Origin of the sequence: Pseudomonas sp. NPDC008258, assembly GCF_042956345.1 — a bacterium.
Classification (GTDB): domain Bacteria; phylum Pseudomonadota; class Gammaproteobacteria; order Pseudomonadales; family Pseudomonadaceae; genus Aquipseudomonas.
The window spans coordinates 28,191-53,717 of sequence record NZ_JBIBGE010000018.1; the positions used below are offsets into that span (position 1 = coordinate 28,191).

Below are 25,527 nucleotides of genomic sequence, written 5' to 3' on the forward strand. Positions count from 1 at the left end.
CCTAGAAGAAACTCAAGCCGACGTGGAACAGCTTTTCCACATCGCGAATTTGCTTTTTATCCACAACGAACAGGATCACATGATCACCCGACTCGATCATGGTGTCGTCGTGGGCGATCATCACCTCTTCGTCACGGATGATGGCGCCAATGGTGGTGCCCGGTGGCAGGGCGATGTCCTCGATAGCTTTGCCCACCACCTTGCTCGACTTCGAATCCCCGTGCGCCACCGCCTCGATGGCCTCGGCCGCACCACGGCGCAGCGAGTGCACACTGACAATGTCGCCCCGGCGCACGTGCGCCAGCAGGGTGCCGATGGTGGCCAGCTGGGGGCTGATGGCGATGTCGATATCACCGCCCTGCACCAGATCGACATAGGCCGGGTTGTTGATGATGGTCATCACCTTGCCCGCGCCCAGGCGCTTGGCCAGCAGTGACGACATGATGTTGGCTTCGTCGTCGTTGGTCAGGGCCAGGAAAATATCGGCATCGGCGATGTTCTCTTCGAGCATCAGGTCTTTGTCCGAAGCGCTGCCCTGCAATACCACGGTGCTTTCCAGGGTGTCGGAGAGGTGCCGGCAACGGGCCGGGCTCATTTCGATGATCTTTACCTGGTAGCGACTTTCGATGGCTTCGGCCAAGCGCTCGCCGATCTGCCCGCCTCCGGCAATGACGATGCGTTTATTGGTCTCGTCAATGCGGCGCAGTTCGCCCATCACGGCGCGTATGTCCTTCTTTGCGGCGATGAAGAACACTTCGTCGTCAGCTTCGATCACCGTGTCGCCACGCGGGGTGATCGGCCGGTCGCGGCGGAAGATCGCCGCCACACGGGTGTCGACGTTGGGCATGTGCGCACGTATCTGGCGCAGCTGCTGGCCGACCAGCGGGCCGCCGTAGTAAGCCTTCACTGCCACCAGCTGCACCTTGCCTTCGGCAAAGTCGATCACCTGCAGCGAGCCCGGGTGTTCGATCAGGCGCTTGATGTAATTGGTCACCACTTGCTCAGGGCTGATCAGCACATCCACCGGGATATGGTCGTTGTCGAACAGCTCTTCGCGGGTGAGGTAGGCTGACTCGCGCACCCGGGCGATCTTGGTCGGGGTGTGGAACAGCGAGTAGGCCACCTGGCAGGCGACCATGTTGGTTTCGTCGCTGTTGGTCACCGCCACCAGCATGTCGGCGTCGTCGGCGCCGGCCTGGCGCAGCACCGTCGGCAACGAGCCGCGGCCCTGCACGGTGCGGATGTCCAGGCGGTCGCCCAGGTCGCGCAGGCGGTCGCCGTCGGTGTCTACCACGGTGATGTCGTTGGCTTCGCTGGCCAGGTGCTCTGCCAGCGTGCCGCCTACCTGGCCTGCGCCGAGGATGATGATCTTCATCCGCTACTCCCTACTTTTCTTCTTATCCGCGTGAGGCGGCGATCTTGATCAGCTTGGCATAGTAGAAACCGTCGTGGCCGCCTTGCTGGGCCAGCAACTGGCGGCCGTGGGGCTGGCGCAGGCCGGCTTCGGTGGCCAGGTCCAGCTCACGGGCGCCCGGGGTGCGGGCCAGGAAGGCGTCGATCACTTCGGTGTTCTCGGTTGGCAGGCTGGAGCAGGTGGCGTACAGCAGCATGCCGCCCACTTCCAAGGTCGGCCACAAGGCATCCAGCAGCTCGCCTTGCAGCGCGGCCAGGGCCGGAATGTCGTCGGCCTGGCGGGTCAGCTTGATGTCCGGGTGGCGGCGGATCACGCCGGTGGCCGAGCACGGGGCATCTAGCAGGATGCGCTGGAACGGCTTGCCGTCCCACCAGCTGGCGGTATCGCGGGCATCGCAGGCGATCAGCTCGGCGTCCAGTTGCAGGCGGTCGAGGTTTTCCCGCACACGGGTCAGGCGCTTGGCTTCGAGGTCGATGGCCGTCATGTGGGCCAGGCCGGGTTCGGCCTCCAGCAGGTGGCAGGTTTTGCCGCCGGGGGCGCAGCAGGCGTCGAGCACGCGCTGGCCGGGGGCCAGTTCGAGCAGGTCGGCAGACAGCTGCGCGGCTTCGTCCTGCACGCTCACCCAGCCTTCGGCGAAGCCTGGCAGGCCGCGCACGTCGCAGGCCTCGGCCAGCACGATGCCGTCACGGCTGTATTGGCAAGCGCTGGCGCTAACCCCCGCCTCGGCCAGCAGTGCCAGGTAGGCATCGCGGCTGTGGTGGCGGCGGTTGACCCGCAAGATCATCGGCGGGTGGGCGTTGTTGGCGGCGCAGATGGCTTCCCACTGCTCCGGCCAGAAGGCCTTCAGCGATTTTTGCAGCCAGCGCGGGTGGGCGGTGCGCACCACCGGGTCGCGTTCCATGCCGGCCAGCAACGCTTCGCCTTCGCGCTGGGCGCGGCGCAGCACTGCATTGAGCAGGCCCTTGGCCCATGGCTTTTTCAGCTTGTCGGCGCAGCCGACGGTTTCGCCGATGGCAGCGTGGGCCGGAATACGGGTGTAGAACAGCTGGTACAGGCCGACCAGCAGCAGCGCCTGAACATCAGCATCGGCGGCCTTGAACGGCTTTTGCAGCAATTGCGCGGCCAGCAGGTCGAGGCGTGGCTGCCAGCGTGCAGTACCGAACGCCAGGTCCTGGGTCAGGCCACGGTCGCGCTCATCGACCTTGTCCAGTTGTGCCGGCAGCGAGCTGTTCAGCGAGGCCTTGCCGCTGAGTACAGCGGCAAGGGCACGGGCGGCGGCGAGGCGCGGGTTCATTGGCCCAGCACCTTGCCGGCGGCGAATTTCTCGCGGCGGCTGTTGAACAGGTCGCTGAAGTTCAGCGCCTTGCCGCCAGGCAGTTGCAGGCGGGTGAGGCTCAACGCCTGGTCACCGCAGGCGACGACCAAGCCGTCCTTGCTCGCCGACAGGATTTCGCCTGGGGCGCCTTTGCCTGTGGACAAGTTGGCGGCCAGCACCTTCACGCTCTCGCCATCGAGGGTGCTGTGGCACACCGGCCATGGGTTGAAGGCGCGGATCAGGCGCTCCAGCTCCACGGCCGGGCGGCTCCAGTCGATGCGTGCTTCGTCCTTGTTCAGCTTGTGTGCATAGGTGGCCAGGGCATCGTCCTGTACCTCGCCTTGCAGCGAACCGTCGGCCAGGCCGGCGATGGCCTGTACCACTGCCGGTGGGCCCATTTGCGCCAGGCGGTCGTGCAGGCTGCCGCCGGTGTCTTCGGCGCTGATCGGGGTAACCACCTTGAGCAGCATCGGGCCGGTGTCCAGGCCGGCTTCCATGCGCATCACGGTCACGCCGCTTTCGGCATCACCGGCTTCCACGGCGCGCTGGATCGGCGCCGCACCGCGCCAGCGTGGCAGCAGCGAGGCGTGGCTGTTGATGCAGCCCAGGCGCGGGATATCCAGCACCACCTGCGGCAGGATCAGGCCGTAGGCGACTACCACCATCAGGTCTGGCTTGAGCGCGGCCAGTTCGGCCTGAGCGTCGGCATTGCGCAGCGTCTGTGGCTGGAACACCGGGATGTCATGGGCCACGGCCAGCGCCTTGACGGCGCTCGGCATCAGCTTCTGGCCGCGACCGGCTGGGCGGTCGGGCTGGGTGTAGACGGCCACGATCTCGTACGGGCTGTCGAGCAGGGCCTTGAGGTGTTCGGCGGCAAACTCTGGAGTGCCTGCAAAGACGATGCGCATGGAGTTCTCGCTTCAAAAAAGAAAAAGGCTTGCCGGAGCAAGCCTTCTGGAAGGTGGGGATCAGGCTTGCTGGCGGTGCTGCTTTTCCAGCTTCTTCTTGATCCGGTCGCGCTTGAGCTGCGACAGGTAGTCAACGAACAGCTTGCCGTTGAGGTGGTCGAATTCGTGCTGCACGCATACCGCCAGCAGGCCTTCGCATTCCAGCTCGTACGGCTTGCCGTCGCGGTCCTGGGCCTTGACCCGTACCCGCAGCGGGCGGTCGACGTTCTCGTAGAAGCCGGGTACCGACAGACAGCCTTCCTGGTACTGGCCCATGTCGTGGGTCAGCTCTTCAACCGTTGGGTTGATGAAGACACGCGGCTCGCTGCGGTCTTCGCTGAGGTCCATGACCACAACCTGCTGGTGCACGTTGACCTGGGTCGCGGCCAGGCCGATGCCAGGCGCTTCGTACATGGTTTCAAACATGTCGTCGATGAGCTGACGCAGGGCGTCGTCGAACACCGTCACCGGCTTGGCGATGGTGCGCAGGCGCGGGTCCGGGAATTCGAGAATGTTCAAGATGGCCATAAGGTCAGGCAGTCACTGTGCGTTCGGTTGAAAACTGAGCACACATAATAAAGGGAAACGGGGATTTCAGCACCTGGCAAGGTCATCTAGGGTGTCTATGGGCGTAATAGCCCCCAGCCAATGGACAGCTTTTCAAAGTATTACCCACAAAGTTATCCACAGATTGTGCCACGTAAATGGCCCTGTTTTGATCAAGGATGATCGCCATGCCGATTCACCATTCGTCGCCTTGCCATCCGGCCGAGCTAGAGGCCCGGTTACGTCTTCACCGCCTCCCCGATACCGGGTTGAGACGCTTTCGCAACCTGATCGATGCCTTTGGCAGTGCCTCCTCGGCGCTGAGTGCGCCGGCTTCGGCCTGGCGAGCGCTGGGTATCAACCAGGCTGCCATCGATGCCCGGCGCAGTGCCGAGGTGCGCGATGGCGCCATGGCTGCAATGGCCTGGTTAGAGCGCCCCGGCCAGCATTTACTGATGTGGGACGACCCTGACTACCCTGCGCTGCTGGCGGAAATCGACGATGCCCCCCCGCTGCTTTTTGTTGCCGGTGAACCGGCGCTATTAAACCGTCCGCAGCTGGCAATTGTGGGTAGCAGGCGTGCCACACCACCGGCGCTGGATACGGCTGGCGCATTTTCCCGTTACCTCTCACAGGCAGGGTTCGTCATTACCAGCGGGTTGGCCGTGGGCATCGATGGCGCCGCTCATCGGGCGGCGATGCAGGCTGGAGGGGGCACGATCGGCGTCCTTGGCACGGGGTTGCAAAAACTTTATCCACAGCGCCATCGCGAACTGGCCAAGGCGATGATCGATAGCGGGAGCGCACTGGTTTCCGAGTACCCGCTGGATGCCGGCCCTCTGCCTGGCAACTTTCCACGACGCAATCGCATCATCAGCGGCTTGTCGTTGGGTGTGCTGGTGGTCGAGGCCAGCCTGGCCAGTGGTTCGCTGATCACTGCGCGGCTAGCGGCCGAGCAAGGTCGCGAGGTGTATGCCATACCGGGCTCCATTCACCATCCAGGGGCCAAGGGCTGTCACCAGCTGATTCGTGATGGCGCGCTACTGGTGGAAACCGTGGAACAGATAATGGAAACCTTGCAGGGCTGGCAGAACCTGCCGCCGGCAATTGTGGATCGATTCGAGCATCCCCTGCTCGCCCTGCTGCATGCTGCGCCACAAACCAGCGAAAGCCTGGCCCATTGCAGTGAGCTGTCGCTGGCCGAAGTGCTGGCGCAGCTGACCGAGCTTGAGCTGGAGGGCCGGGTCAGCAATGAAGCAGGGCGTTGGTTTGCCCGTGCGGGCTAAGTACACTGCACACAAGCAAGGTATATAGGCGGAGAGACAGTAATGGTGAGCAGTTTTCGTGTGCAACAAGCCGCACGTGAGGTACGGGCGGGCGCGGTGATCGCCTACCCGACGGAAGCGGTCTGGGGCCTGGGCTGCGACCCGTGGAACGAGGATGCGGTGTATCGCCTGCTGGCGCTGAAGTCGCGGCCTGTGGATAAAGGGCTGATCCTGATTGCCGACAACATTCGCCAGTTTGATTTTTTGTTCGAGGATTTCCCCGAAGACTGGATCGACCGCATGGGCAGCACCTGGCCGGGGCCGAACACCTGGCTGGTGCCACACCAGGACCTGTTGCCCGAATGGGTGACCGGGCAGCATGACACCGTGGCATTGCGGGTCAGTGATCACCCGGTGGTGCGTGAACTGTGTGCGCTGGTTGGGCCGTTGATTTCCACCTCGTGCAACCCCGGCGGGCGCCCGGCGGCGAAGACCCGGTTGCGGGTGGAACAGTACTTCCATGGGCAGCTGGATCTGGTGCTTGGCGGGGCGCTGGGCGGGCGGAAGAACCCGAGTGTGATTCGTAATTTGGCTACTGGCGAGGTTGTGCGGCCGGGCTGATATCTGTCCACAGGCCTTCCGCAGATTTTTTCTGACTTGTTTCGGCTGGCGAGTGATCGTGTGAGGGCTGGCGGGTCCTGCCTTGAAGCTTTCTTCGCCTATGAGATCGAGCGCCGCCCGCGCGGCGCATCGCGAGCAAGCTCGCTCCTACATTTGTTTTGGGCCAGTATCGCCTGTGCCAGCGCGCGCGCCCGCCTTGTTTGTTCCACGCGATACCGGGGTGAAAACCAAGGGGCCGCGCGCCTTTGCATCAGGAATAACTGGCCCGAAACAAATGTAGGAGCGAGCTTGCTCGCGATGCGCCGCGCGGGCGGCGCTCGATTTGCGCGACACCACAGAAACCAAGGCGAGCGCCTGGTTGCCGTTACGCGGTCTGCGTGCGCCAGATCGATTGAGGGTGTGGCCTGGGCCCGATTGCCCGAAAAAACAAAGGCCGCATAAGCGGCCCGAATGGTAAAGATGTACTCGCCCGGATAACTTGAACTCAGCCGACGCACCAGTACAACCTGAACCATAAACGCTACGCTTCCAAACCAGCAGGGTCAAGGCATTGCCCTTTCGCGTGCTGTGCATGGGCTCCTGTTGCCGCCTGCGTGATCAGGGTTTTCTGATTTTTACCAGAATGGCTGTCCAGCTTCCGGCTTGGGAAATATCCTACGAGCCGCGTCCCCTGCCATCACCTTCTCAGTGGGAACCACTGCCCTTAGGCTTAGACCGTCGCCGAATAATTTGGCGATCGGGTGTGGTAACCCGGATTTTGCTTGGGGCGACACAGCTATGGCAGCTGTGCGCGGGAGGCTTAATGCCTGCCGGGATCGCCTCCAGCCCGGTTTACCACCTCGCGTACAGCTGCCGCCCAAATCGCGTGGTAACGGCTTGATGGCAGCTCCAAGCTCTGGAGCAAATCATGAAAAAAATCGTTCCAAATCCGCCTCTGCCCTGCACCTCCACCCGCCCCTTCGGCCGCTGCGACGCCGGCCATGACCCGCTCTTCACCGTCAACCCGAACATTTCCGCCGAAGACGCTCTGGTCCACGTAGCCCTGTACCTGCGCAGCGCCTACGAAACCGGCTACAAAGCCTTGGACTACATGCGCGAAGAGGGCCGTGGCATGTTCTGGTCGAACCTGCATGCGATTGAAATGGCGGAGGGAGTGGTTGAGGCAATACTCGATGGCATCGAGTCGACTCCGCCACCGACGAACCGGCCCTTACAGGCATAGCGCAGCTATCAGAGCCGACGCTGTACCTGTGGGAGCGGGCGCGCCCGCGAACACCGGCAAAGCCGGTGCCATCCACCGCGGTGGCTGCTTCGCGGGCATGCCCGCTCCCACAGGGATTGCGCTGCACTCAAGATCGGTGCAGTAACTGTGGGAGCGGGTTCACCCGCGAACACCGGCAAAGCCGGTGCCATCCACCGCGGTGACTGCTTCGCGGGCATGCCCGCTCCCACAGGGAACGTGTGTGGCTCAGGGGATCAGTACAGTCGACCCCACGGTCCGCCGCGCCGACAACTCCGTCTGCGCCTTCGCCGCCTCACTCAACGGGTACCGTTGCTGGATATCCACAACCAGCTTGCCACTGGCAATCATCGCAAACAGGTCATCGGCCATGGCCTGGGTGTTCTCGGCATTGTTGGCATAGGTCGCCAAGGTCGGCCGGGTCACATACAGCGAGCCCTTCTGCGCCAGAATCCCCAGGTTCACCCCGCTCACCGCGCCCGAGGCATTGCCAAAGCTCACCATCAACCCACGCGGCTGCAAGCAATCCAGCGAGGTCAGCCAGGTGTCAGCGCCCACGCCGTCATACACCACCGGGCACTTCTTGCAGTCGGTCAGCTCCAGCACGCGCTTGGCCACGTCTTCATGGCTGTAGTCGATGGTCGCCCACGCGCCCAGCGCCTTGGCCCGCTCGGCCTTCTCGGCAGAACTCACGGTGCCGATCAGTTTGGCGCCCAAAGCCTTCGCCCACTGGCACGCCAGCGAACCCACGCCACCAGCAGCAGCGTGGAACAGGATCACGTCGCCCGGTTTGACTTCATAGGTCTGCTTCAGCAGGTATTGCACGGTCAAACCCTTGAGCATCACCGCTGCCGCCTGCTCGAAGCTGATGTTGTCCGGCAGCTTGACCAGGTTGGCCTCTGGCAGCGTATGCACCTCGCTGTAAGCCCCCAGCGGGCCGCCGGCATGGGCCACGCGGTCGCCCACCTTCAACCGGGTCACGCCTTCACCCACCGCCTCGACCACGCCCGCCGCTTCGGTACCCAGGCCAGAAGGCAGGGACGGCGGCGCGTACAGCCCGCTGCGAAAGTACGTGTCGATGAAGTTCAGGCCGATTGCATGGTTACGCACGCGCACCTGCTGCGGCCCCGGTGGAGCGGGTTCGAATTCCACAAACTGCAGCACTTCCGGGCCGCCATGCTGGCTGAACTGGATACGCTTGGCCATCTCGCACTCCTGTCGTCGGGATCGGGAAAAGGCCTTCTATCGGACGCCTTTGCTTGATCGCCGTCAACTGCGGCGCGTGCGCTGGCGGTGGTATGCTACGCGGCGAATTCTTCCCTGCCCGTTCCTGGTGACCCGATGACTAGCCGCACCGAGGCCGTGAAAGCCTACCTGCTCGACCTGCAAGACCGCATCTGCTCTGCCCTCGAAGCCGAAGACGGCGGCGCCCGCTTCGTCGAGGACGCCTGGGTGCGCGAAGCCGGTGGCGGGGGCCGCACGCGGGTGATCGGCGACGGCAAGGTGATCGAAAAAGGTGGGGTCAACTTCTCCCACGTATTCGGTGCAGGCCTGCCGCCATCGGCCAGTGCTCACCGCCCGGAACTGGCGGGCCGTGGCTTTGAGGCATTGGGCGTGTCGCTGGTGATCCACCCGCACAACCCGCATGTGCCCACCTCGCACGCCAACGTGCGCTTCTTCATCGCCGAAAAGGAAGGTGAAGAGGCCGTGTGGTGGTTCGGCGGCGGTTTCGACCTGACCCCGTACTACGGCAATGAGGAAGACTGCATTCACTGGCACCGCGTGGCCGAACAGGCCTGTGCGCCGTTCGGCGCCGACGTGTATCCGCGCTACAAGGCCTGGTGTGACCGCTACTTCCACCTCAAGCACCGTGGCGAGCCGCGCGGCATCGGTGGCCTGTTCTTCGATGACCTGAACGAGTGGGACTTCGACACCTGCTTCGCCTTCATCCGCGCCATCGGTGATGCCTACGTCAACGCCTACCTGCCGATCATCCAGCGCCGCAAGGGCACGCCCTACACCCCGCAGCAGCGCGAGTTCCAGGAGTACCGCCGTGGCCGCTACGTGGAGTTCAACCTGGTCTACGACCGTGGCACCCTGTTCGGCCTGCAATCCGGTGGCCGCACCGAGTCCATCCTCATGTCGCTGCCGCCGCAGGTACGTTGGGGCTACGACTGGAAGGCTGTGCCCGGCAGCGAAGAAGCGCGCCTGACCGAATATTTCCTGCAAGACCGCGACTGGCTCGGCCAGTAAGCCTGTGGACAACCAAGGAGCCGTCATGGACCAGTACGTCGTTTTCGGTAACCCCATCGGCCACAGCAAGTCGCCGCTGATCCACCGCCTGTTCGCCGAGCAAACCGGCCAGGACCTGGAATACGCCACCTTGCTGGCGCCGCTGGACGAGTTCAGCGACTGCGCGCGTGGCTTCTTCAAGCAAGGCAGCGGCGGGAACGTTACCGTACCGTTCAAGGAAGAGGCTTACCGTCTGTGCGACAGCCTGACCCCGCGTGCCCGGCGTGCGGGCGCGGTGAATACGCTGAGCAAGCTGGCCGACGGCACGTTGCAGGGCGACAACACCGACGGTGCCGGGCTGGTGCGCGACCTCACGGTGAATGCCGGGGTTGAACTGGCCGGCAAACGCATTCTTATCCTCGGGGCTGGTGGCGCCGTGCGTGGCGTATTGGAGCCGATTTTGGCGCACAAGCCGCAGTCGCTGGTGGTTGCCAACCGTACCGTGGAAAAGGCCGAGCAACTGGCGCGTGAGTTCGATGAGCTGGGGCCGGTGGTGGCCAGTGGGTTTGCCTGGTTGCAGGAACCGGTGGATGTGATCATCAATGCCACTTCGGCGAGTTTGGCCGGTGAGATGCCGCCGATTGCCGATAGCCTGGTCGAGGCTGGGCGCACGGTTTGCTACGACATGATGTATGGCAAGGCGCCTACGCCGTTTTGCCAGTGGGCCACGAACCTTGGCGCGGCCAAGGTGCTGGATGGGTTGGGGATGCTGGCTGAGCAGGCGGCTGAGGCGTTCTTTATCTGGCGTGGGGTACGGCCGGATACGGCGCCGGTGTTGGCTGAATTGCGCCGGCAACTCGCTCGGGGCTGAGATTGTCGGGGCCGCGTTGCGGCCCATCGCCGGCAAGCCAGCTCCCACAGGGATATCACAAGGCCTGAGGTCGGCGCTGTCCCTGTAGGAGCTGGCTTGCCTGCGATGGGCTGCGCAGCAGCCCCAGGATCCACAGCTCACTCCTCAAACCGGATCGGGCACAGCTCTACCCCTTCCAGCTTCTGCAATTCCTCTATCACCTGCGGCCTGGCCCGGTGCAAGGTCAAGCTCCCCCCCATCCTGCCCAGCCGCCGCGCCTCGCGGTGCAACATATCCACACCCGAGTAATCGATAAAATTCACCTGCCGCGCATCGATCACCACATGCGGCCCTTGGCAACGCTGCAAGCGCACTTGCAGGTAATGCGCGGCACCAAAGAAAATTGACCCGCCCACGCGCAACACATCCGCGTCGCCTTCGCGGCTTTGCTGTACCCGTGGCCGTGACGTGCGCTTCAAGTAGAAGAACAGCGACGCCAGCACCCCGGCATAGATCGCTGTCTGCAATTCCAGCAACAAGGTCGCCGCCGCTGTCAGCGCCATCACCAGAAACTCCGAGCGGCTGACCCGGAACAGCGCGCGAATCCCCCGATGGTCCACCAACCCCCAGCAGATCAGCAGAATACTGCCAGCCATGGCCGGTATGGGTAGGTGCGCGATCAGGCCGGCACCGGTAACGGCAAACAACGCCACCCACAGCGCCGAAAAAACGCCGGCCAGGGGCGAGCGGGCACCTGCCTCATAACTCAGGCCCGAGCGGGTGAAGGAACCGGCAGACAGGTAACCGGAGAAAAACGCCCCCGCAATGTTCGACAGGCCCTGTGCCCGTATTTCTTGATCCGGGTCGATCAGTTGTTCCGAGCGTGCTGACAAAGAGCGGGCAATCGACAGGCTGGTGACCAGCCCCAGCATGCCGACCGCCACGGCACTGGGTAGCAGGCGCAGCATGAGTTCCACGTCCAGCAAGGGCAGCGGGCTGATCGGGGGAAGCTGCCCGGTGAACGCGGTCACCCGCGGTACATGGCCAAAAAATCCCGGCAGCAGCCAGGCAGCCAGGCTGACCAGCATCAGGCTTATCAACAGGCTCGGCCAGCGGGGACGCCAAAGTTTAAGCGCCACCCCGATCACCACGGTGGCCAGGCCCAGTATCAGCGATGGCAGGTCGATGTCGCCGGCATGGCTGGCCAGGTCCTGCACGGTCTTTAGCGCAGTAGCCTGGCTGGGCAGGTCCATGCCCAGCAGGTTGGGCAGCTGGCCCAGGGCAATGACGATGGCAGCGCCCAGCGTGAAGCCGAGCACCACGGAATGGGAGACGAAGTTGACCAGCGCGCCGAACCGTAAAAGCCCCAGCAGTAGCTGGAAGATGCCGCCAAGGAAGGTCAGCAGCAGTACCAGGGTGATGTAATCGGCGCTGCCGGCCACGGCCAGCGGGCTGATGCTGGCGTAGAGCACGATGGAAATGGCAGCGGTCGGGCCGCAGATCAGGTGCCAGGACGAGCCCCACAGGCAGGCGATCAGCACCGGTACGATGGCGGCGTACAGGCCGTACTCGGCGGGCAGGCCGGCGATCAGGGCGTAGGCGATGGATTGTGGCAGGGCAAGGATGGCACCGCTCAGGCCGACCAGCAGGTCCTGGCGCAGGCTGCGGCCCGATTGGCGCGGTAGCCAGGTGAGGAAGGGCAGCAGTTGAGTGAGGCGATGCATGGGTTATCCACAATCCTGAAGGTTTCGCCAAACCCTGTGGGAGCGGGCATGCCCGCGAACACCGGCAAAGCCGGTGCCATCCACCGCGGTGGCCTCTTCGCGGGCATGCCCGCTCCCACAGGGGAGGTGTGTTGCTTACGAGATTACAGTTTGGCTTTGACGGCCTCCAGGGCATCGCCATCGGCTTTGGTGGTGACCCCGGCCAACCACCCTTCCAGCAACTCGGGGTGCGTCTTGACCCAAGCCCTCGCCGCATCGTCGAAGCTGATCTTCTTGTCCACAACCTGGGCCATGATGCTGTTTTCCATGTCCAGTGTGAACTTCAGGTTACCCAACAGCTTCGCCGCATTCGGGCAGGCTTGTGGATAACCCTTGCGTGTCAGCGTGTACACCTCGCCCCTGCTACCAAACCACTTTTCCCCACCGGTCAGGTAATGCATCTTCAGCTTCACGTTCATCGGGTGCGGTGTCCAGCCGAGGAAGGTGATGAACTGCTGCTTCTTCACCGCCCGGTCGACCTGCGCCAGCATGGCCTGCTCGCTGGACTCCACCAGCTTCCACTGGCCAAGGTTGAATTCATTCTTGTCGATGATTTCCTTCAGCGACAGGTTGGCCGGTGCGCCGGAGCCAATCCCGTACAGCTTCTTGTCGAACTGGTCGGCATGTTTTTGCAGGTCGGCAAAGTCCTTCACCCCGGCATTCCACACATAGTCGGGCACCGCCAGGGTGAACTCGGTTCCCTCCAGGTTGCGTGACAGCTGCTGCACATCGCCGTTGGCGATGAACTTGTCATGGAAACCTTGCTGGGCCGGCATCCAGTTGCCAAGGAAGGCGTCGACACGGCCGTCCTTCAAGCCGCCGTAGATGATCGGTACGGCAAGGCTGTCGATTTTCACCTGGTAACCCAGGCTTTCCAGTAACAGACGGGCCACGGCATTGGTGGAGGCGATATCGCTCCAGCCGGGGTCGGCCATTTTCACGGTACTGCATTGCGCGTCGCTGTCGGCGGCGTGGGCCGTGGTGGCGCCCAGGGTCAGGGCGAACACGGCGGCGGAGAACTTGTGCATGGCGGCCTCTCTTCTCAATCCATGGGGGCGGGCTGTGGATAACGTGCCTTGCGCTCGAGGTCGTCGAGATCGATGTGGTTGCGCATGTACTGTTGGCTGGCATCTACCAAGGGTTGGTGGTCCCAGCTTTTCAGCTTGCCGATGGCCAGCGCCTCGGCCACCAGGCGGCGGCGGCGCTGGCTGGCCAGCACCTGCTGGCGCAGGCTGGGGATATCCCAACGCTGCTGTGCTTCATCGACAAATGCCTGCAGCAGCGCCTGGTGGTCCGGGCTGCCGGTGAGGTTCTCCCGCTCGTGCGGGTCGCGGCTCAGGTCATAGAGTAGGCATGGGTCATCTTCGCTGTACATGAACTTGTACGGCCCTCGCCGGATCATCATCAGTGGGCCCACGGTGCCTTCGGCCATGTATTCGCCGATCACTTCGTCGTGGCCACCCTGCCCTTGCAAATGGCCGAGCAGCGAGCGGCCGTCCAGGTGCAGGTGGTTATCCACAGTGCCGCCGGCAAGTTCCACCAGGGTTGGCAGCAGGTCGCAGGTGGATACCGAGGCGCTGACCCGGCCGGCTGCAAAGCGCGTGGGCGCATGCACCAGCAGCGGTACCCGCGCCGACATCTCGAACCAGTGCATCTTGTACCAGAGGCCACGCTCGCCAAGCATGTCGCCGTGGTCGCCGGAGAACACGATCAGGGTGTCGTCGGCCAGGTTGCATTCCTCCAGGGTTTGCAGCAGTTGGCCGATGTTGTCGTCGATATAGCTGCAAGCGCCGAAATAGGCGCGGCGGGCGTCGCGGATCTTGTCCACAGGCAGCGGCTTGTTCCACAAGTCGTAGACCTTGAGCAGGCGCTGCGAGTGCGGGTCGAGGTCCGCCTGGCTGAGTTCGGCGCGGGGCATGGGGATATCCACACCCTCGTAGCGATCCCAGTAACGCTTGGGGATGGTGTACGGGTCGTGCGGGTGGGTCATCGACACGGTCAGGCAGAACGGCCGGCCGTCGTTCTCGCGCACATGGTCGTACAGGTACTGGCGCGCCTTGAACACCACCTCTTCATCGAAATCCAGCTGGTTGGTGCGCACGCATGGCCCGGCCTGCAACACCGAGGACATGTTGTGGTACCAGCTTGGGCGCACGTCCGGTTCATCCCAGTTCACCGCCCAGCCGTAGTCGGCCGGGTAGATGTCGCTGGTCAGTCGCTCTTCATAGCCGTGCAACTGGTCCGGGCCGCAGAAGTGCATCTTGCCCGACAACGCGGTGCGGTAGCCCAGGCGGCGCAGGTAGTGTGCATAAGTCGGTATATCGGCGGGGAAGTCGGCGGCGTTGTCGTAGGCACCGATGCGGCTTGGCAGCTGGCCGCTGACCAGGGTGAAGCGCGACGGCGCGCACAGGGGGCTGTTGCAGTAGGCCGAATCGAACACCACCGCTTGCTCGGCCAGGCGGCTGAGGTGCGGCATCTGGATGGGCGAAGGGGCGTAGATCGGCAGCAAGGGTGCGGCCATCTGGTCGGCCATGATGAACAGGATATTCGGGCGCGTCATGGTGGCTTCCATCGTTGAGGGTTATGCGAACCGCTTGCCTACCAAGATGCGACTGTGGATAACATGGGTAAAGCCCATGGCGGGCAATGACTGGGATTAGCTGAGCTTATGTTTGATCACCTCGCCGAGCTGTCGCTGGATACCTTGCGCGTGTTCGAAGCGGCAGCGCGCTTGCGTGGCTTTACCGCTGCGGCGCTGGAACTGGGCACCACGCAACCGGCGGTGAGCCAGCAGGTGAAACGCCTGGAGGCACAAGTAGGCACGCGCCTGTTCGACCGTATTTACCGGGGCATCGAGTTGACCGAGGCTGGCCAGGTGCTGTTCGAGCAGGTGCATCAGGGCCTGCAGGCCATGGATGATGGCATCGCCCAAGCCAGCGGGCGCGGCCAGCGCGAGGTGCTGCAGGTGGCCACCGACTTTGCTTTTGCCGCGTTCTGGCTGATGCCCAGGTTGCAGCGTTTTCACGAAGCTTATCCACAGGTGGATGTGAGCCTGGTAACCGGTGAGCGCAGCCAGGGCATGTTGCGGCCGGACATTGATGTGGCGGTGCTGTTTGGCGATGGGCGCTTTCACCAGGGCGAGAGCCGCTGGTTGTTCGATGAGGAAGTATTCCCGGTTTGCAGCCCGCGGCTGATTCATGGCAAGCCCACGTCAGCCGTGGCTTTGCAGCGTTTACCCTTGCTGCATTTGAAGGGCGAGCAGGCCAGCCGCTGGTTTGACTGGGCGGGGGTTTTTCGCGGGTTTGGCGTGGCCAGCCCGCCGCCCGCAGGGCAGTTACGCTTCGACAACTACACCTTGCTGATCCAGGCGGCGATTGCTGGCCAAGGCGTGGCTATCGGCTGGCGGCATCTTGTGGACAGCCTTGTGGAACAAGGGTTGCTATGCCGGCCATTAGAGGGGAGCCTGACATCGAGTCGGGGCTATTATCTGGTTTTGCCACCGCGCAAGCGGCGCGGGGCGTTGATCGAGCGGTTCGTCAGCTGGCTGGAGCAGGAGCGCAGCGGCTGATGGCGGTGCAATCGGGAGTTATCGTGCAAAGAATCAAGGGTTACCACGCCCACGTGTATTACGACGCAGCGACCATGGAGCAGGCCCGTGAACTGTGCGAGGAGGCGGCGCGGCTGTTCCCTGTGACCATGGGGCGCATGCACCAGAAACCGGTGGGGCCGCACCCGGACTGGAGCTGCCAGTTGGCGTTCGAGCCGGAATTTGTCGGGGTGGTGTTGCCTTGGCTGGCGCTGTACCGCAAGGGGTTGGTGGTGTTCATGCACCCGCTGACCGGGGATGAACTGGCGGACCACCGCGATCATGCGATCTGGATGGGGGCTGTGCGGCCTTTGGATCTGTCGATTTTTGGTGGGTAGGTATCTGTCGCCTTTGAGGGCCTCTTCGCGGGCGCGCCCGCTCCCACAAGGACTCCACAGCTTTCAGCATCTGTGTGGTCCCTGTGGGAGCGGGCGTGCCCGCGAATCAGGCGGTGCGGTTTAGCGACGAGCGCCACGCACGCCTTCAGCCAGTGCCGAGCACAGGCTCAATACATCGCTCACCGCCTGCTCGCCAGTTTTGGCCTGGGCAATCTTGTCGACCAGCGCCGAGCCCACTACCACACCATCCGCCAGGCGGGCGATGTTGGCAGCCTGTTCTGGCGTGCGAATGCCAAAACCAACGCTGATCGGCAGATCGGTATGCCGGCGCAGGCGGGCAATGGCCTCGGTCACGTGCTCGGTGGTTGCCGAGCCGGCACCGGTCACACCGGCCACCGACACGTAGTAGACGAACCCGGAGCTGCGCTCCAGTACGCGCGGCAGGCGCGCATCGTCGGTGGTCGGCGTGGTCAGGCGGATGAAGTCGATGCCTGCGGCCTGGGCCGGGGTGGCCAGTTCGGCATCATGCTCGGGCGGCAGGTCAACGATGATCAGGCCATCGACGCCCGCCGCTTTGGCTTCCGCCACGAACTTGTCCACACCAAAGCGGTGGATCGGGTTGTAGTAGCCCATCAGCACGATTGGCGTGGTGTGGTTATCCACACGGAATTCGCGAACCATCTGCAGGGTCTTGGCCAGGGTCTGACCCGCTTCCAGGGCGCGCAGGGTTGCCAGCTGGATGGCCACGCCGTCGGCCATCGGGTCGGTGAACGGCATGCCCAGTTCGATCACGTCGGCACCAGCGGCTGGCAGGCCCTTGAGGATCTGCAGCGAGGCGTCGTAGCCCGGGTCGCCTGCGGTAACGAAGGTGACCAGTGCCGAACGGCCTTCGGCCTTCAGTTCGGCGAAGCGTTGTTCAAGACGGCTCATGCCTGTTTCTCCTGGGCGGCCATGTGGTTCATGACGGTTTGCATGTCTTTGTCGCCGCGGCCCGACAGGCACACGACCATCAGGTGGTCCTTGGGCAGCTTCGGTGCGCGCTTGATCGCTTCGGCCAGGGCGTGGGAGCTTTCCAGGGCCGGGATGATGCCTTCCAGGCGGCAAGTGGCGTGGAACGCATCCAGCGCTTCGTCGTCGGTGATGCTGACGTATTCGACGCGCTTCACTTCGTGCAGGTAGGCGTGCTCCGGGCCGATGCCCGGGTAGTCCAGGCCTGCGGAAATCGAGTGGGCGTCGGTGATCTGGCCGTCTTCGTCCTGCAGCAGGTAGGTGCGGTTGCCGTGCAGCACGCCCGGTACGCCACCGTTCAGGCTGGCGGCATGCTTGTCGGTATGTACACCGTGGCCACCGGCTTCGACGCCGATGATCTGCACGCTTGGCTCTTCAAGGAACTCATGGAACAGGCCCATGGCGTTGGAGCCACCGCCCACGCAGGCAACCAGGCTGTCTGGCAGGCGGCCTTCCTTCTCGTGCAACTGGGCGCGGGTTTCCTTGCCGATGATCGACTGGAAGTCGCGGACCATGGCCGGGTACGGATGCGGACCGGCCACGGTACCGATCAGGTAGAAGGTGTCTTCGACATTGGTAACCCAGTCGCGCAGGGCTTCGTTCATGGCGTCTTTCAGGGTGCCGGTACCGGCAGTGACCGGCACGATCTCGGCGCCCAGCAGTTTCATGCGGAACACGTTGGCCTGCTGGCGCTCGATGTCGGTGGCGCCCATGTAGATCACGCAAGGCAGGCCGAAGCGTGCGGCAACGGTGGCGGTGGCCACGCCGTGCATGCCGGCGCCGGTTTCGGCGATCAGGCGCTTCTTGCCCATGCGCTTGGCCAGCAGCACCTGGCCGATGCAGTTGTTCACCTTGTGCGCGCCAGTGTGGTTGAGCTCTTCACGCTTGAAGAAGATTTTTGCGCCGCCACAGTGCTCGGTCAGGCGCTCGGCGAAGTACAGCGGGTTTGGGCGGCCGATGTAATCGCGCTGGAAGTAGGCGAGGTCTTCGAGGAATTTCGGGTCTGCCTTGGCCGCTTCGTATTCGCGGGCCAGGTCCAGCACCAGTGGCATCAGGGTTTCAGCCACGTAGCGGCCGCCGAACGAGCCGAACAGGCCGTTGGCGTCGGGGCCGGGGCGGTATTGGGACTGGGTCATGGGGCGCTCCAGGGCGTAATGAATGAGTGATGGGCTTTACTCTAACCACGCCAAGCCCGGCTGAAAACCGATAAGATTGCGTAAACTTGTCAGAAAAACTCACAGGTAACATGGCCCACGACCTCCCTCCCCTGAATGCCCTGCGCGCCTTCGAGGCCACCGCCAGGCTCAACAGCGTCAGCCAGGCGGCCGAAGCGCTGCATGTCACCCATGGTGCCGTCAGCCGGCAGATCAAGGTACTGGAGGAGCACTTGGGCGTAGCGCTGTTCGTCAAGGACGGGCGCGGCATCAAACTCACAGATGCCGGTGTACGCCTGCGTGATGCCAGTGGCGAGGCCTTCGACCGGCTGCGCAGCGTGTGTGCCGAACTCAGTCGCGATGTCAGCGAGGCGCCGTTCGTGCTGGGCTGCTCAGGCAGCCTGCTGGCACGCTGGTTCATTCCGAGGCTGGGGCGCCTGAAGGCGGATTTGCCGGAGTTGCGCCTGCATCTGTCAGCCGGTGAAGGTGACCTTGACCCGCGTCGCCCGGGCCTGGATGCATTGCTGGTGTACGCTGAGCCGCCCTGGCCTGCCGACATGCAGGTGCATGTGCTGGCCGAGGAGCGCATCGGCCCGGTGCTCAGCCCGCACTTTGCCGGCTTCGAACGCTTGCGTGGCGCACCTGCCAGCGCCCTGCTGCAGGAGGCTCTGCTGCATACCACGTCACGTCCGCAAGCATGGCCAACCTGGGGTGAGCAGCAGGGACTGGACCCGGCCGGGTTGCAGTACGGTCAGGCGTTCGAGCATTTGTATTATTTGCTGGAGGCTGCGGTTGCAGGCCTTGGTGTCGCCATCGCGCCGCAGCCGCTGGTGGCTGATGACTTGCGAGCCGGGCGCCTCAGCGCACCGTGGGGCTTTTCCCCTACCCGGGCAGCGTTGGCGTTGTGGGTGCCCCGGCGCGCCGCAGACGGGCGCGCCGAGCAGTTGGCGCAATGGCTACGCGCCGAGCTTGCGCGGCAGAGCGCTTAGTTGCGTTTGGTCAGTAAGTAGGCTGCCAGCAGCCCCAGCGCGCCAATGGCTACGCCTGCGGTGGTGTACGGGTGTTCCTGAGCGTAGTCGCGGGTAGCGATGCCAGTCTGGCGGGTGCGCTGTTTGACTTCCTCATAGGCATCGCTCAGCAGGCTGCGCGAATGGCGAAGAGCGCTCTCGGCGTTGCTGCGGATGGCCTTCACCGACTTCTGGGACTCTTCCGACGCATCATGCTTGAGGTGTTCCAGGCTTTTCAGAAGGCTCTCGATCTCCGCTTCCATGCTTTCCAGGGATGCTTTACGCAGCGAATTGCGGGGCATGTTGACTCTCCTTTGCAGTATGGGCTGTAAGAAGTGCGACCGTAGGCCTGCGCGAAAGTGCGATCGAACTTTGGTTACGGGTGACGGCTCGCAGGTAAACCAGGCCTGCGCTGCTAGGCTAAAAAATCACCGTCATCCAAGGAGAGCGCTCATGACCGACCATCACACCTACAAGAAGATCGAACTGGTGGGTTCTTCGCCCACCAGCATCGAAGAGGCGATCAACAATGCCCTGGCCGAGGCCGGCAAAAGCATCAAGCACCTGGAATGGTTCGAGGTGGTCGATACGCGTGGCCATATCCGCGACAACAAGGCGGCGCACTTCCAGGTCACGCTGAAGGTAGGCTTCCGTATCGCCAATAGCTGACACATTGCCGGGCTGGAATAGCCTGGCGTGATGGGTTATTACAAAGGGGGCGCCTTGGCGGGCGCCCTTTCTCATTTCATCTGCACAAGGAAAGCGATCGATGAACAAACTGATTCTGGCGCTGGGCCTGATGACCCTGGCCGGTGGTGCGCTGGCAGCAGGCAAGCCGTGCGAGGAACTGAAGGCAGAGATTGCGGCCAAGCTGGATGCCAAGGGCGTTACCGGCTACACGCTGGAGATCGTCAACAAGGGCGAGCCGGCCGGCAAGGTGATTGGTAGGTGTGAAGCGGGTGCCAAGGAGATTGTGTACCGCCGTGGCTGATGTGCTGGACCCTTCGCGGGCTTGCCCGCTCCCACAGGTTCGGCACCGGCCTCAGGCCGTGTGATATCCCTGTGGGAGCGGGCGAGCCCGCGAAGAAGCTCACTCGGTCTTCAAGGCCTGCGCCAGCAATTCATAGGACCGCACCCGGTCCGCATGCTCATACAGGTCACAGGTATAGATCAGCTCATCCGCCCCGGTCTGCTCCAGCAGCACCTCCACCTTGGCCCGTACCTTCTGCGGGCTGCCAATCATCGCCAGCCCCAGGAAGCTGCCCACAGCATCCCGCTCATGCGGGAGCCACAGCCCATCCATGCTTTCTACCGGCGGCTTCTGCATCAAACTCTGCCCCCGAATCAGCGCCAGGATGCGCTGGTACACCGAGGTGGCCAGGTATTCGGCCTTTTCGTCGGTTTCGGCCACCACCATGGGGATGCCCAGCATCACATAAGGCTTGTCCAGTGTGGTCGACGGCTTGAAGTGGTTGCGGTAAACACGGATCGCCTCGTGCATGTAGCGCGGCGCAAAGTGCGAAGCAAAGGCATACGGCATGCCGCGCATGCCCGCCAGCTGCGCGCTGAACAGGCTGGAGCCCAGCAACCACATGGGTACGTCGGTGTCGTGCCCCGGCACGGCGATCACTTTCTGATCATCAGTGCGTGGGCCGAGGTAGCGCGACAGTTCCTCGACATCGTCCGGGAAGTCGTCGGGGCCGCCTGCGCGGTCGCGGCGCAGGGCGTAAGCCGTCATCTGGTCGGAGCCCGGCGCGCGGCCCAGGCCCAGGTCGATGCGCCCCGGGTACAGGCTTGCCAGGGTGCCGAACTGCTCGGCGATCACCAGCGGCGCGTGGTTGGGCAGCATCACCCCACCAGAGCCGACGCGAATGGTCGAGGTGCCGCCGGCCAGATAACCGATCAGCACCGACGTCGCCGAGCTGGCGATACCATCCATGTTGTGGTGCTCGGCCACCCAGAAGCGGTTGTAGCCAAAACGCTCGACGTGCTGCGCCAGGTCCAGCGAGTTGCGCAGCGACTGCGCGGGGCCGGCATCGGCGCGCACGGGCACCAGGTCGAGGGTGGAAATCTTCAGGTCGCGCAGTAGCGTCATTGGAGCCTCCGCAAAGGTGGTTGGCCAGAGGCCTTTTCATCTCTGTATGGGCACATTCGAGGGATTCAATGCTTACTGTGCGATTGGTCTGAACTTGCGGTGAGTGGCTGCCCTCTGAACCGATAAGCCCGTAACCGAATGACCAGGAGGCATCATGAAAAAGACAGCATCGGCGATCTGGCAAGGTGGCCTGAAGGATGGCACCGGCCTGCTTTCTACCGAAAGCGGCGCGCTCAAGCAGAACCCTTACGGCTTCAATACCCGTTTTGAAGGCTCGCCGGGGACCAACCCGGAAGAGCTGATTGGTGCGGCGCATGCGGGCTGTTTCTCGATGGCACTGTCGATGATGCTGGGCGAAGCCGGGCTCACTGCCGACCGGATCGACACCGCCGCCGAAGTAACGCTCGACAAGCTGCCTGATGGTTTTGCCATTACTGCCGTGCATCTGGTGCTAAGGGCCAAGGTTCCCGGCGCAAGCGACGCGCAATTCCTGGAGATTGCCAACAAAGCCAAGGAAGGGTGCCCGGTGTCCAAGGTGTTGAACGCGAAAATCAGCCTGGATGCCGCGCTGGTGGGCTGAAGCGGCGCAACGGTGGCGCTTTGTTGTAGTCTAAACAGCGTCGGCAGCACGCTGCCTCTTCAGGAGCCGTTTCATGATTCGCGTAGCAATCGCTGTATTGGCTTCCCTGGTCGCCACGTCTGCCTTGGCGGCGGTCAAGCCGTGCGAGGAGCTCAAAGCCGAGATCGAGGCCAAGATCCAGGCCCAGGGTGTGGCGTCCTACACCCTGGAGATCGTGCCCAACAGTGAGGTCAAGGACCAGAACATGGTGGTCGGGACCTGTGATGGCGGGACGAAGAAGATCATCTACCAGAAGAACGACCGTTAGATTCACGATTTTGGGGCCGCTTTGCGGCCCAATCGCGACACAAGGCCGCTCCCACATAGGGGCTGCATACGCCGATCAATGTGGGAGCGGCCTTGTGTCGCGATTGGGCTGCGCAGCAGCCCCAGCTTACGGAATGCAGAACACGTCACTAGGCTCGTTCACCAACACATTGCGGCTGGCGTCATACAGCAACACTTGCGGCTCCATCACCGGCGCCCGCGCCTCCAGGCGATAACGCTCACCGGCCTTGAAGTCATCAAAGCGCACGGTCAGGTAGCAGGTACGGTCTCGTGGCTCGCTCATGATGCCGCCCGAGTAGATTTCATAATCGAAGCGCACCACCAGTTCGTGCTTGCCGGGTGTGACCTGGAAGTAACGGCCATCTTCCAGGCGTTTACCGTCGAGGCGGTCGGCCATGATCACCCGGCCGGGGGTCATGGTGTACAGGTCGACCCAGGCCTGCTTGGGGTCGACAGGCGGCAAGGGGCTGGCGCAAGCCCCCAGCGCACTGAGGGCGATCAGCATCATGGGCTGGCGCATGGCAAGACTCCCACTTGCGATTTACAAGGTACAAGCATAGCGCCGTTTGCGGGGTTCAGGTGCGTTGGCAGCCTGCGGGCATGCCCTGCCCGAGCAGTTTTTGCTGTTGGTCGTAGAGTTTGATCCAGGGGCGGAAGCCAATGCTGCCCGCTTGCAGTTGATAGCGCTGCCCGGGCATGAAGTCCTTGAAGGTCAGCTTGACCTGGCAATCGCGCCATAGCGGTTGGTCCACCGCGCCGATATTGCTGGGGGTAACCGGAAACTGATAGCGCACGGTCAGTTCATGGCTGCCGGGCTGCACTTCGAAATAACGGTTATCGACCCAGTCGCGCTCATCGACCTGCACAGCGTCCAGCGATGTGTTGTCGTAGGGTGTGAGGTCGATCCAGGCCTGGTTCGGGTCCGGGTCTGGCAAGGTCGAACAGGCAGATAGCAGCAACAGTGAGCCGGCGACCAACAATGCACGCATGGCGAAACTCCCCCTTGGCGAGATAGTCTTGGAGCGAATCGGCCTTGAGCGAGTCAGACAGTTCCGGATGCTTCGACTTTTTCTTATACAGCGCTCAGGCCCTGGGGCACTCGACCGCGTTTTCACCCGTTTTGTTCCCCTGCTGGCGGCGCTCCTGCTGAACGGTTGCAGCAGCGTTGGTTATTACGGGCAGCTGGCCGAGGGCCAATGGCAACTGCTGCGTGCACGGCAGCCGGTGGCGCAGGTGGTGGCCGACCCGGCCACGCCCGCGCAATTGCGCGCGCGGTTGGAACATGCCCAGCAGGCGCGTGCATTTGCCAGCCAGCAACTCAAGCTACCGGACAACCGCAGTTACCGGGTTTACGCCGAACTGGGCCGGCCTTATGTGGTGTGGAATGTATTCGCGACCCCTGAGTTGTCGTTGCAGCCGGTGACGCACTGCTTCCCGATCGCGGGGTGCGTGGCCTATCGCGGTTACTACCAGCAAGGCGCTGCACGCGGGGCGGCGGCGCTGATGCGGCAAGATGGGCTGGATGTGTATGTGAGTGGTGTTGAGGCTTATTCGACCCTGGGCTGGTTCGATGACCCGATCCTGTCGTCGATGGTTGGCTGGGGCGACGAGCGCCTGGCCACGCTGATTTTCCATGAGCTGGCTCACCAGCGCTTTTATGTGCAGGACGATACCGAGTTCAATGAGTCGTTTGCCTCCTTCGTTGAGCAGGAGGGCACGCGGCAATGGCGCGTGGTGCGTGGGCTTGCAGCGGTTGACGAGAACCAGGGGCAGCAGCGTGACCAGTTCATACGGCTGGTGCTGGCCAGCCGTGAGCGGTTGCAGGCGATTTATGCCGGGCCGCTGGATGATGCGCACAAGCGGCTGGCCAAGCAGGCGGAGTTTGAGCGTTTGAGGCTGGATTACCGGCAGATTCGCGACGGCCAGTGGGGCGGTGACAAGCGCTATGACGCCTGGGTGTATGGGCCTTTGAACAACGCCAAGTTGTTGCCGTTTGGGCTGTATGACCAGTGGGTGCCGGCATTTGCGGCGGTGTTTCGTGAGGTTGACGGAGACTGGGTGCGGTTTTATGAGCGGGTCGAGCAATTGGGAGGGCTACCGATCGCTGACAGGAAGGCGGCTTTGCAGAAGTTGATGCTTAGTCTGTGAGATTTTGGGGCCGCTTTGCGGCCCATCGCGACGCAAGGCCGCTCCCACAAAGGTCCTGCGTACACCGATCAATGTGGGAGATTCTATGGTTTTCAGCAAGCCGGTTTGACGCCTTTGGTGGTGTATTCGTCCTGATTCTTCATCAGGGCGAATGCCACCCTTGCTAGCTTCCTGGCGAGGATTACCAGCGCCTGGGTCGTTGCTTTTCCGTTGTTCAGGTGCCGTTTATAGTCCCCGTTCCACGCGGGCGACTTGCTGGCTGCCATCGCTGCGTTGTGTAACAAGCGACGGATCTCTGAGCAGCCTCGTTTTGTAAGGCAGCGCCGTCCGTTCTTCTGCCCGGAATCGCTGACACGTAGATCCATCCCCAAGAAGGCGATGTACGAATCACTGCTCTTGAACTCACCCCTCGTAAAAGCCATTACCAGCGCTGTGGCGGTGAGAAAACCAATGCCCTCTACTGCCTGGCAGCGAGCGACTTGCTCATGTAAGCCAGCCTCTCGCAGCACGTCTTTAATCTTCTTCTGAATCAACTGATCCAGTCGATCTATTGATTTCACAAAAGTATTGAACGCGGTTTTCAGGAGGCCTTCATTAGCCCAGCTCTGGGTCATTGCAGTGCGGGCACTCACCAAGGCAGCTCTGCGCCGCAGGAGGCTCTGAAGCTTGCCGTAGACGGCGGGCGGCGGGCTCCAGGGACGAAGATCCTCACCTTCGTTTTTCAGAAAGCGGGACAGCAACCGAGCGTCGGACGGATCGGTTTTCACCCGTCCGCCAACACTTTTCCGGTAGTTGCTCAGTTGAAAGCCATCGATGATATAAACCTCGAAGCCCTGACGATGAGCCAGCTCAACCAAGTCCAAGTGATAGACATTGGTCGCCTCAACAGCGATAGCTGTGTTGAGTGGCTGCTGCTTCAGCCATTTCTTAATTTCGAGTTTGGAGTTTTTCAGCCTGACGATCTCATCGCGCTCATCGTGATGGATAACCAGCTCAGCTTTTGCGACATCCGCACCCACAATCAACTTGCCCACCTGCATTGCCATAGGTGACTCCTCACGTTATGGTTTTTCAGCTTGAAGGGGTTTCAC

28 protein-coding genes are annotated in these 25,527 nt (G+C 62.9%); 13 read left to right on the forward strand and 15 right to left on the reverse strand.

The window, feature by feature from the left end:
* Position 1: 1 nt before the first annotated feature.
* From trkA to def, 4 genes are read right to left on the reverse strand one after another with little or no spacing between them, the layout of a single operon-like run.
* Complete coding sequence (gene trkA, locus ACFY9W_RS15965) at positions 2-1,375, reverse strand: Trk system potassium transporter TrkA (RefSeq protein ID WP_391131882.1); 1,374 nt, start codon at positions 1,373-1,375, stop codon at positions 2-4.
* A gap of 22 nt (positions 1,376-1,397) precedes the next feature.
* Positions 1,398-2,708, reverse strand: a complete 1,311-nt coding sequence (rsmB, locus tag ACFY9W_RS15970; RefSeq protein WP_391131884.1) for a 16S rRNA (cytosine(967)-C(5))-methyltransferase RsmB — start codon at positions 2,706-2,708, stop codon at positions 1,398-1,400.
* Entirely contained in the window at positions 2,705-3,637 is a 933-nt protein-coding gene (gene fmt, locus ACFY9W_RS15975) for a methionyl-tRNA formyltransferase (protein ID WP_391131886.1), read from the reverse strand. Before fmt ends, rsmB begins: the two co-directional genes overlap by 4 nt.
* A 60-nt stretch (positions 3,638-3,697) precedes the next feature.
* Entirely contained in the window at positions 3,698-4,204 is a 507-nt protein-coding gene (def, locus tag ACFY9W_RS15980; protein WP_003260000.1) for a peptide deformylase, read from the reverse strand.
* A gap of 206 nt (positions 4,205-4,410) precedes the next feature.
* Here def and dprA point away from each other — a divergent pair, with 206 nt between their 5' ends.
* The 3 genes from dprA (at position 4,411) to ACFY9W_RS15995 (ending at position 7,330) form a co-directional block, all read left to right on the forward strand.
* Positions 4,411-5,508: a DNA-processing protein DprA gene (gene dprA, locus ACFY9W_RS15985; protein ID WP_391131889.1), complete on the forward strand. Its 1,098-nt coding sequence runs from the start codon at positions 4,411-4,413 to the stop codon at positions 5,506-5,508.
* Positions 5,509-5,550: 42 nt separating this feature from the next.
* The gene (locus ACFY9W_RS15990; RefSeq protein ID WP_016712799.1) at positions 5,551-6,108 is read left to right on the forward strand and encodes an L-threonylcarbamoyladenylate synthase; all 558 of its coding nucleotides are present in this window, start codon (positions 5,551-5,553) and stop codon (positions 6,106-6,108) included.
* Between the two features lie 907 nt (positions 6,109-7,015).
* The gene (locus tag ACFY9W_RS15995; protein WP_391131891.1) at positions 7,016-7,330 is read left to right on the forward strand and encodes a hypothetical protein; all 315 of its coding nucleotides are present in this window, start codon (positions 7,016-7,018) and stop codon (positions 7,328-7,330) included.
* Positions 7,331-7,576: 246 nt separating this feature from the next.
* Here ACFY9W_RS15995 and ACFY9W_RS16000 read toward each other — a convergent pair whose 3' ends face one another.
* Positions 7,577-8,554 (reverse strand): NADPH:quinone reductase, encoded by a 978-nt coding sequence (locus ACFY9W_RS16000; RefSeq protein ID WP_391131893.1) that lies wholly within the window; start codon positions 8,552-8,554, stop codon positions 7,577-7,579.
* A gap of 135 nt (positions 8,555-8,689) precedes the next feature.
* Here ACFY9W_RS16000 and hemF point away from each other — a divergent pair, with 135 nt between their 5' ends.
* Both hemF and aroE read left to right on the forward strand, forming a co-directional pair.
* Complete coding sequence (gene hemF, locus ACFY9W_RS16005) at positions 8,690-9,601, forward strand: oxygen-dependent coproporphyrinogen oxidase (protein WP_391131895.1); 912 nt, start codon at positions 8,690-8,692, stop codon at positions 9,599-9,601.
* Between the two features lie 25 nt (positions 9,602-9,626).
* Positions 9,627-10,451: a shikimate dehydrogenase gene (aroE, locus tag ACFY9W_RS16010; RefSeq protein WP_391131898.1), complete on the forward strand. Its 825-nt coding sequence runs from the start codon at positions 9,627-9,629 to the stop codon at positions 10,449-10,451.
* Between the two features lie 137 nt (positions 10,452-10,588).
* On the opposite strand, the gene ACFY9W_RS16015 is transcribed toward aroE, so the two are convergent.
* The 3 genes from ACFY9W_RS16015 to betC form a co-directional block, all read right to left on the reverse strand.
* Positions 10,589-12,154 carry a SulP family inorganic anion transporter gene (locus ACFY9W_RS16015; protein ID WP_391131900.1) on the reverse strand — a complete coding sequence of 522 codons (1,566 nt, stop codon included), beginning with the start codon at positions 12,152-12,154 and terminating at the stop codon, positions 10,589-10,591.
* A gap of 143 nt (positions 12,155-12,297) precedes the next feature.
* A complete protein-coding gene (gene choX / locus ACFY9W_RS16020; protein ID WP_391131902.1) occupies positions 12,298-13,221 on the reverse strand; it encodes a choline ABC transporter substrate-binding protein in 924 nt (307 codons plus the stop codon).
* A gap of 14 nt (positions 13,222-13,235) precedes the next feature.
* Positions 13,236-14,753, reverse strand: coding sequence for a choline-sulfatase (betC, locus tag ACFY9W_RS16025; RefSeq protein ID WP_391131904.1), 1,518 nt, complete (start codon positions 14,751-14,753; stop codon positions 13,236-13,238).
* 108 nt (positions 14,754-14,861) lie between these two features.
* On the opposite strand from betC, the gene ACFY9W_RS16030 reads away from it, so the two are divergent.
* Together ACFY9W_RS16030 and ACFY9W_RS16035 are read left to right on the forward strand one after the other, a co-directional pair.
* The gene (locus ACFY9W_RS16030; protein WP_391131906.1) at positions 14,862-15,761 is read left to right on the forward strand and encodes a choline sulfate utilization transcriptional regulator; all 900 of its coding nucleotides are present in this window, start codon (positions 14,862-14,864) and stop codon (positions 15,759-15,761) included.
* A gap of 23 nt (positions 15,762-15,784) precedes the next feature.
* Positions 15,785-16,117, forward strand: coding sequence for a DOPA 4,5-dioxygenase family protein (locus ACFY9W_RS16035; protein WP_019098078.1), 333 nt, complete (start codon positions 15,785-15,787; stop codon positions 16,115-16,117).
* A 120-nt stretch (positions 16,118-16,237) separates the two neighbouring features.
* Here the strand turns inward: ACFY9W_RS16035 and trpA are convergent, their stop codons facing one another.
* Together trpA and trpB are read right to left on the reverse strand one after the other, a co-directional pair.
* The gene (trpA, locus tag ACFY9W_RS16040) at positions 16,238-17,047 is read right to left on the reverse strand and encodes a tryptophan synthase subunit alpha (protein ID WP_391131909.1); all 810 of its coding nucleotides are present in this window, start codon (positions 17,045-17,047) and stop codon (positions 16,238-16,240) included.
* On the reverse strand, positions 17,044-18,261 hold the full coding sequence (gene trpB / locus ACFY9W_RS16045; protein ID WP_391131911.1) for a tryptophan synthase subunit beta: 1,218 nt from the start codon (positions 18,259-18,261) through the stop codon (positions 17,044-17,046). The genes trpA and trpB overlap by 4 nt, the downstream gene beginning before the upstream one ends.
* Positions 18,262-18,371: 110 nt before the next feature.
* Here trpB and ACFY9W_RS16050 point away from each other — a divergent pair, with 110 nt between their 5' ends.
* On the forward strand, positions 18,372-19,268 hold the full coding sequence (locus tag ACFY9W_RS16050) for a LysR substrate-binding domain-containing protein (RefSeq protein ID WP_391131912.1): 897 nt from the start codon (positions 18,372-18,374) through the stop codon (positions 19,266-19,268).
* On the opposite strand, the gene ACFY9W_RS16055 is transcribed toward ACFY9W_RS16050, so the two are convergent.
* Complete coding sequence (locus tag ACFY9W_RS16055; protein ID WP_391131914.1) at positions 19,265-19,588, reverse strand: DUF883 family protein; 324 nt, start codon at positions 19,586-19,588, stop codon at positions 19,265-19,267. The genes ACFY9W_RS16050 and ACFY9W_RS16055 overlap by 4 nt on opposite strands.
* Positions 19,589-19,739: 151 nt before the next feature.
* Between ACFY9W_RS16055 and ACFY9W_RS16060 the strand changes: the two genes are divergently transcribed.
* Both ACFY9W_RS16060 and ACFY9W_RS16065 read left to right on the forward strand, forming a co-directional pair.
* Positions 19,740-19,955 carry a dodecin gene (locus ACFY9W_RS16060; protein ID WP_003253076.1) on the forward strand — a complete coding sequence of 72 codons (216 nt, stop codon included), beginning with the start codon at positions 19,740-19,742 and terminating at the stop codon, positions 19,953-19,955.
* 100 nt (positions 19,956-20,055) lie between these two features.
* Entirely contained in the window at positions 20,056-20,277 is a 222-nt protein-coding gene (locus ACFY9W_RS16065) for a DUF1161 domain-containing protein (protein ID WP_391131916.1), read from the forward strand.
* 99 nt (positions 20,278-20,376) lie between these two features.
* Here ACFY9W_RS16065 and ACFY9W_RS16070 read toward each other — a convergent pair whose 3' ends face one another.
* Complete coding sequence (locus ACFY9W_RS16070) at positions 20,377-21,381, reverse strand: MsnO8 family LLM class oxidoreductase (RefSeq protein ID WP_391131918.1); 1,005 nt, start codon at positions 21,379-21,381, stop codon at positions 20,377-20,379.
* Between the two features lie 154 nt (positions 21,382-21,535).
* On the opposite strand from ACFY9W_RS16070, the gene ACFY9W_RS16075 reads away from it, so the two are divergent.
* Together ACFY9W_RS16075 and ACFY9W_RS16080 are read left to right on the forward strand one after the other, a co-directional pair.
* Complete coding sequence (locus ACFY9W_RS16075) at positions 21,536-21,961, forward strand: OsmC family peroxiredoxin (protein ID WP_391131920.1); 426 nt, start codon at positions 21,536-21,538, stop codon at positions 21,959-21,961.
* Between the two features lie 73 nt (positions 21,962-22,034).
* Entirely contained in the window at positions 22,035-22,268 is a 234-nt protein-coding gene (locus ACFY9W_RS16080; protein WP_172231979.1) for a DUF1161 domain-containing protein, read from the forward strand.
* A 126-nt stretch (positions 22,269-22,394) separates the two neighbouring features.
* Here the strand turns inward: ACFY9W_RS16080 and ACFY9W_RS16085 are convergent, their stop codons facing one another.
* Together ACFY9W_RS16085 and ACFY9W_RS16090 are read right to left on the reverse strand one after the other, a co-directional pair.
* The gene (locus tag ACFY9W_RS16085; protein WP_391131923.1) at positions 22,395-22,808 is read right to left on the reverse strand and encodes a hypothetical protein; all 414 of its coding nucleotides are present in this window, start codon (positions 22,806-22,808) and stop codon (positions 22,395-22,397) included.
* Between the two features lie 55 nt (positions 22,809-22,863).
* Complete coding sequence (locus tag ACFY9W_RS16090; protein ID WP_391131925.1) at positions 22,864-23,277, reverse strand: hypothetical protein; 414 nt, start codon at positions 23,275-23,277, stop codon at positions 22,864-22,866.
* Positions 23,278-23,362: 85 nt separating this feature from the next.
* Between ACFY9W_RS16090 and ACFY9W_RS16095 the strand changes: the two genes are divergently transcribed.
* Positions 23,363-24,436, forward strand: a complete 1,074-nt coding sequence (locus ACFY9W_RS16095; protein WP_391132043.1) for an aminopeptidase — start codon at positions 23,363-23,365, stop codon at positions 24,434-24,436.
* Between the two features lie 92 nt (positions 24,437-24,528).
* Here the strand turns inward: ACFY9W_RS16095 and ACFY9W_RS16100 are convergent, their stop codons facing one another.
* Complete coding sequence (locus tag ACFY9W_RS16100) at positions 24,529-25,482, reverse strand: transposase (protein ID WP_391131927.1); 954 nt, start codon at positions 25,480-25,482, stop codon at positions 24,529-24,531.
* Positions 25,483-25,527 lie beyond the last annotated feature (45 nt).

Excerpts from the sequence above, each read along its gene's own strand:
- def (WP_003260000.1), bottom strand. The coding sequence starts at position 4,204 with ATGGCCATCTTGAACATTCTCGAATTCCCGGACCCGCGCCTGCGCACC.
- ACFY9W_RS15990 (WP_016712799.1), top strand. The coding sequence starts at position 5,551 with ATGGTGAGCAGTTTTCGTGTGCAACAAGCCGCACGTGAGGTACGGGCG.
- ACFY9W_RS16090 (WP_391131925.1), bottom strand. The coding sequence starts at position 23,277 with ATGCGTGCATTGTTGGTCGCCGGCTCACTGTTGCTGCTATCTGCCTGT.
- betC (WP_391131904.1), bottom strand. The coding sequence starts at position 14,753 with ATGACGCGCCCGAATATCCTGTTCATCATGGCCGACCAGATGGCCGCA.
- aroE (WP_391131898.1), top strand. The coding sequence starts at position 9,627 with ATGGACCAGTACGTCGTTTTCGGTAACCCCATCGGCCACAGCAAGTCG.
- hemF (WP_391131895.1), top strand. The coding sequence starts at position 8,690 with ATGACTAGCCGCACCGAGGCCGTGAAAGCCTACCTGCTCGACCTGCAA.
- choX (WP_391131902.1), bottom strand. The coding sequence starts at position 13,221 with ATGCACAAGTTCTCCGCCGCCGTGTTCGCCCTGACCCTGGGCGCCACC.
- fmt (WP_391131886.1), bottom strand. The coding sequence starts at position 3,637 with ATGCGCATCGTCTTTGCAGGCACTCCAGAGTTTGCCGCCGAACACCTC.
- ACFY9W_RS16080 (WP_172231979.1), top strand. The coding sequence starts at position 22,035 with ATGATTCGCGTAGCAATCGCTGTATTGGCTTCCCTGGTCGCCACGTCT.
- rsmB (WP_391131884.1), bottom strand. The coding sequence starts at position 2,708 with ATGAACCCGCGCCTCGCCGCCGCCCGTGCCCTTGCCGCTGTACTCAGC.
- ACFY9W_RS16030 (WP_391131906.1), top strand. The coding sequence starts at position 14,862 with ATGTTTGATCACCTCGCCGAGCTGTCGCTGGATACCTTGCGCGTGTTC.
- ACFY9W_RS16015 (WP_391131900.1), bottom strand. The coding sequence starts at position 12,154 with ATGCATCGCCTCACTCAACTGCTGCCCTTCCTCACCTGGCTACCGCGC.
- ACFY9W_RS16075 (WP_391131920.1), top strand. The coding sequence starts at position 21,536 with ATGAAAAAGACAGCATCGGCGATCTGGCAAGGTGGCCTGAAGGATGGC.
- ACFY9W_RS15995 (WP_391131891.1), top strand. The coding sequence starts at position 7,016 with ATGAAAAAAATCGTTCCAAATCCGCCTCTGCCCTGCACCTCCACCCGC.
- ACFY9W_RS16055 (WP_391131914.1), bottom strand. The coding sequence starts at position 19,588 with ATGCCCCGCAATTCGCTGCGTAAAGCATCCCTGGAAAGCATGGAAGCG.
- dprA (WP_391131889.1), top strand. The coding sequence starts at position 4,411 with ATGCCGATTCACCATTCGTCGCCTTGCCATCCGGCCGAGCTAGAGGCC.
- trpB (WP_391131911.1), bottom strand. The coding sequence starts at position 18,261 with ATGACCCAGTCCCAATACCGCCCCGGCCCCGACGCCAACGGCCTGTTC.
- ACFY9W_RS16065 (WP_391131916.1), top strand. The coding sequence starts at position 20,056 with ATGAACAAACTGATTCTGGCGCTGGGCCTGATGACCCTGGCCGGTGGT.
- ACFY9W_RS16070 (WP_391131918.1), bottom strand. The coding sequence starts at position 21,381 with ATGACGCTACTGCGCGACCTGAAGATTTCCACCCTCGACCTGGTGCCC.
- trpA (WP_391131909.1), bottom strand. The coding sequence starts at position 17,047 with ATGAGCCGTCTTGAACAACGCTTCGCCGAACTGAAGGCCGAAGGCCGT.
- ACFY9W_RS16060 (WP_003253076.1), top strand. The coding sequence starts at position 19,740 with ATGACCGACCATCACACCTACAAGAAGATCGAACTGGTGGGTTCTTCG.
- ACFY9W_RS16050 (WP_391131912.1), top strand. The coding sequence starts at position 18,372 with ATGGCCCACGACCTCCCTCCCCTGAATGCCCTGCGCGCCTTCGAGGCC.
- trkA (WP_391131882.1), bottom strand. The coding sequence starts at position 1,375 with ATGAAGATCATCATCCTCGGCGCAGGCCAGGTAGGCGGCACGCTGGCA.
- ACFY9W_RS16085 (WP_391131923.1), bottom strand. The coding sequence starts at position 22,808 with ATGCGCCAGCCCATGATGCTGATCGCCCTCAGTGCGCTGGGGGCTTGC.
- ACFY9W_RS16100 (WP_391131927.1), bottom strand. The coding sequence starts at position 25,482 with ATGGCAATGCAGGTGGGCAAGTTGATTGTGGGTGCGGATGTCGCAAAA.
- ACFY9W_RS16000 (WP_391131893.1), bottom strand. The coding sequence starts at position 8,554 with ATGGCCAAGCGTATCCAGTTCAGCCAGCATGGCGGCCCGGAAGTGCTG.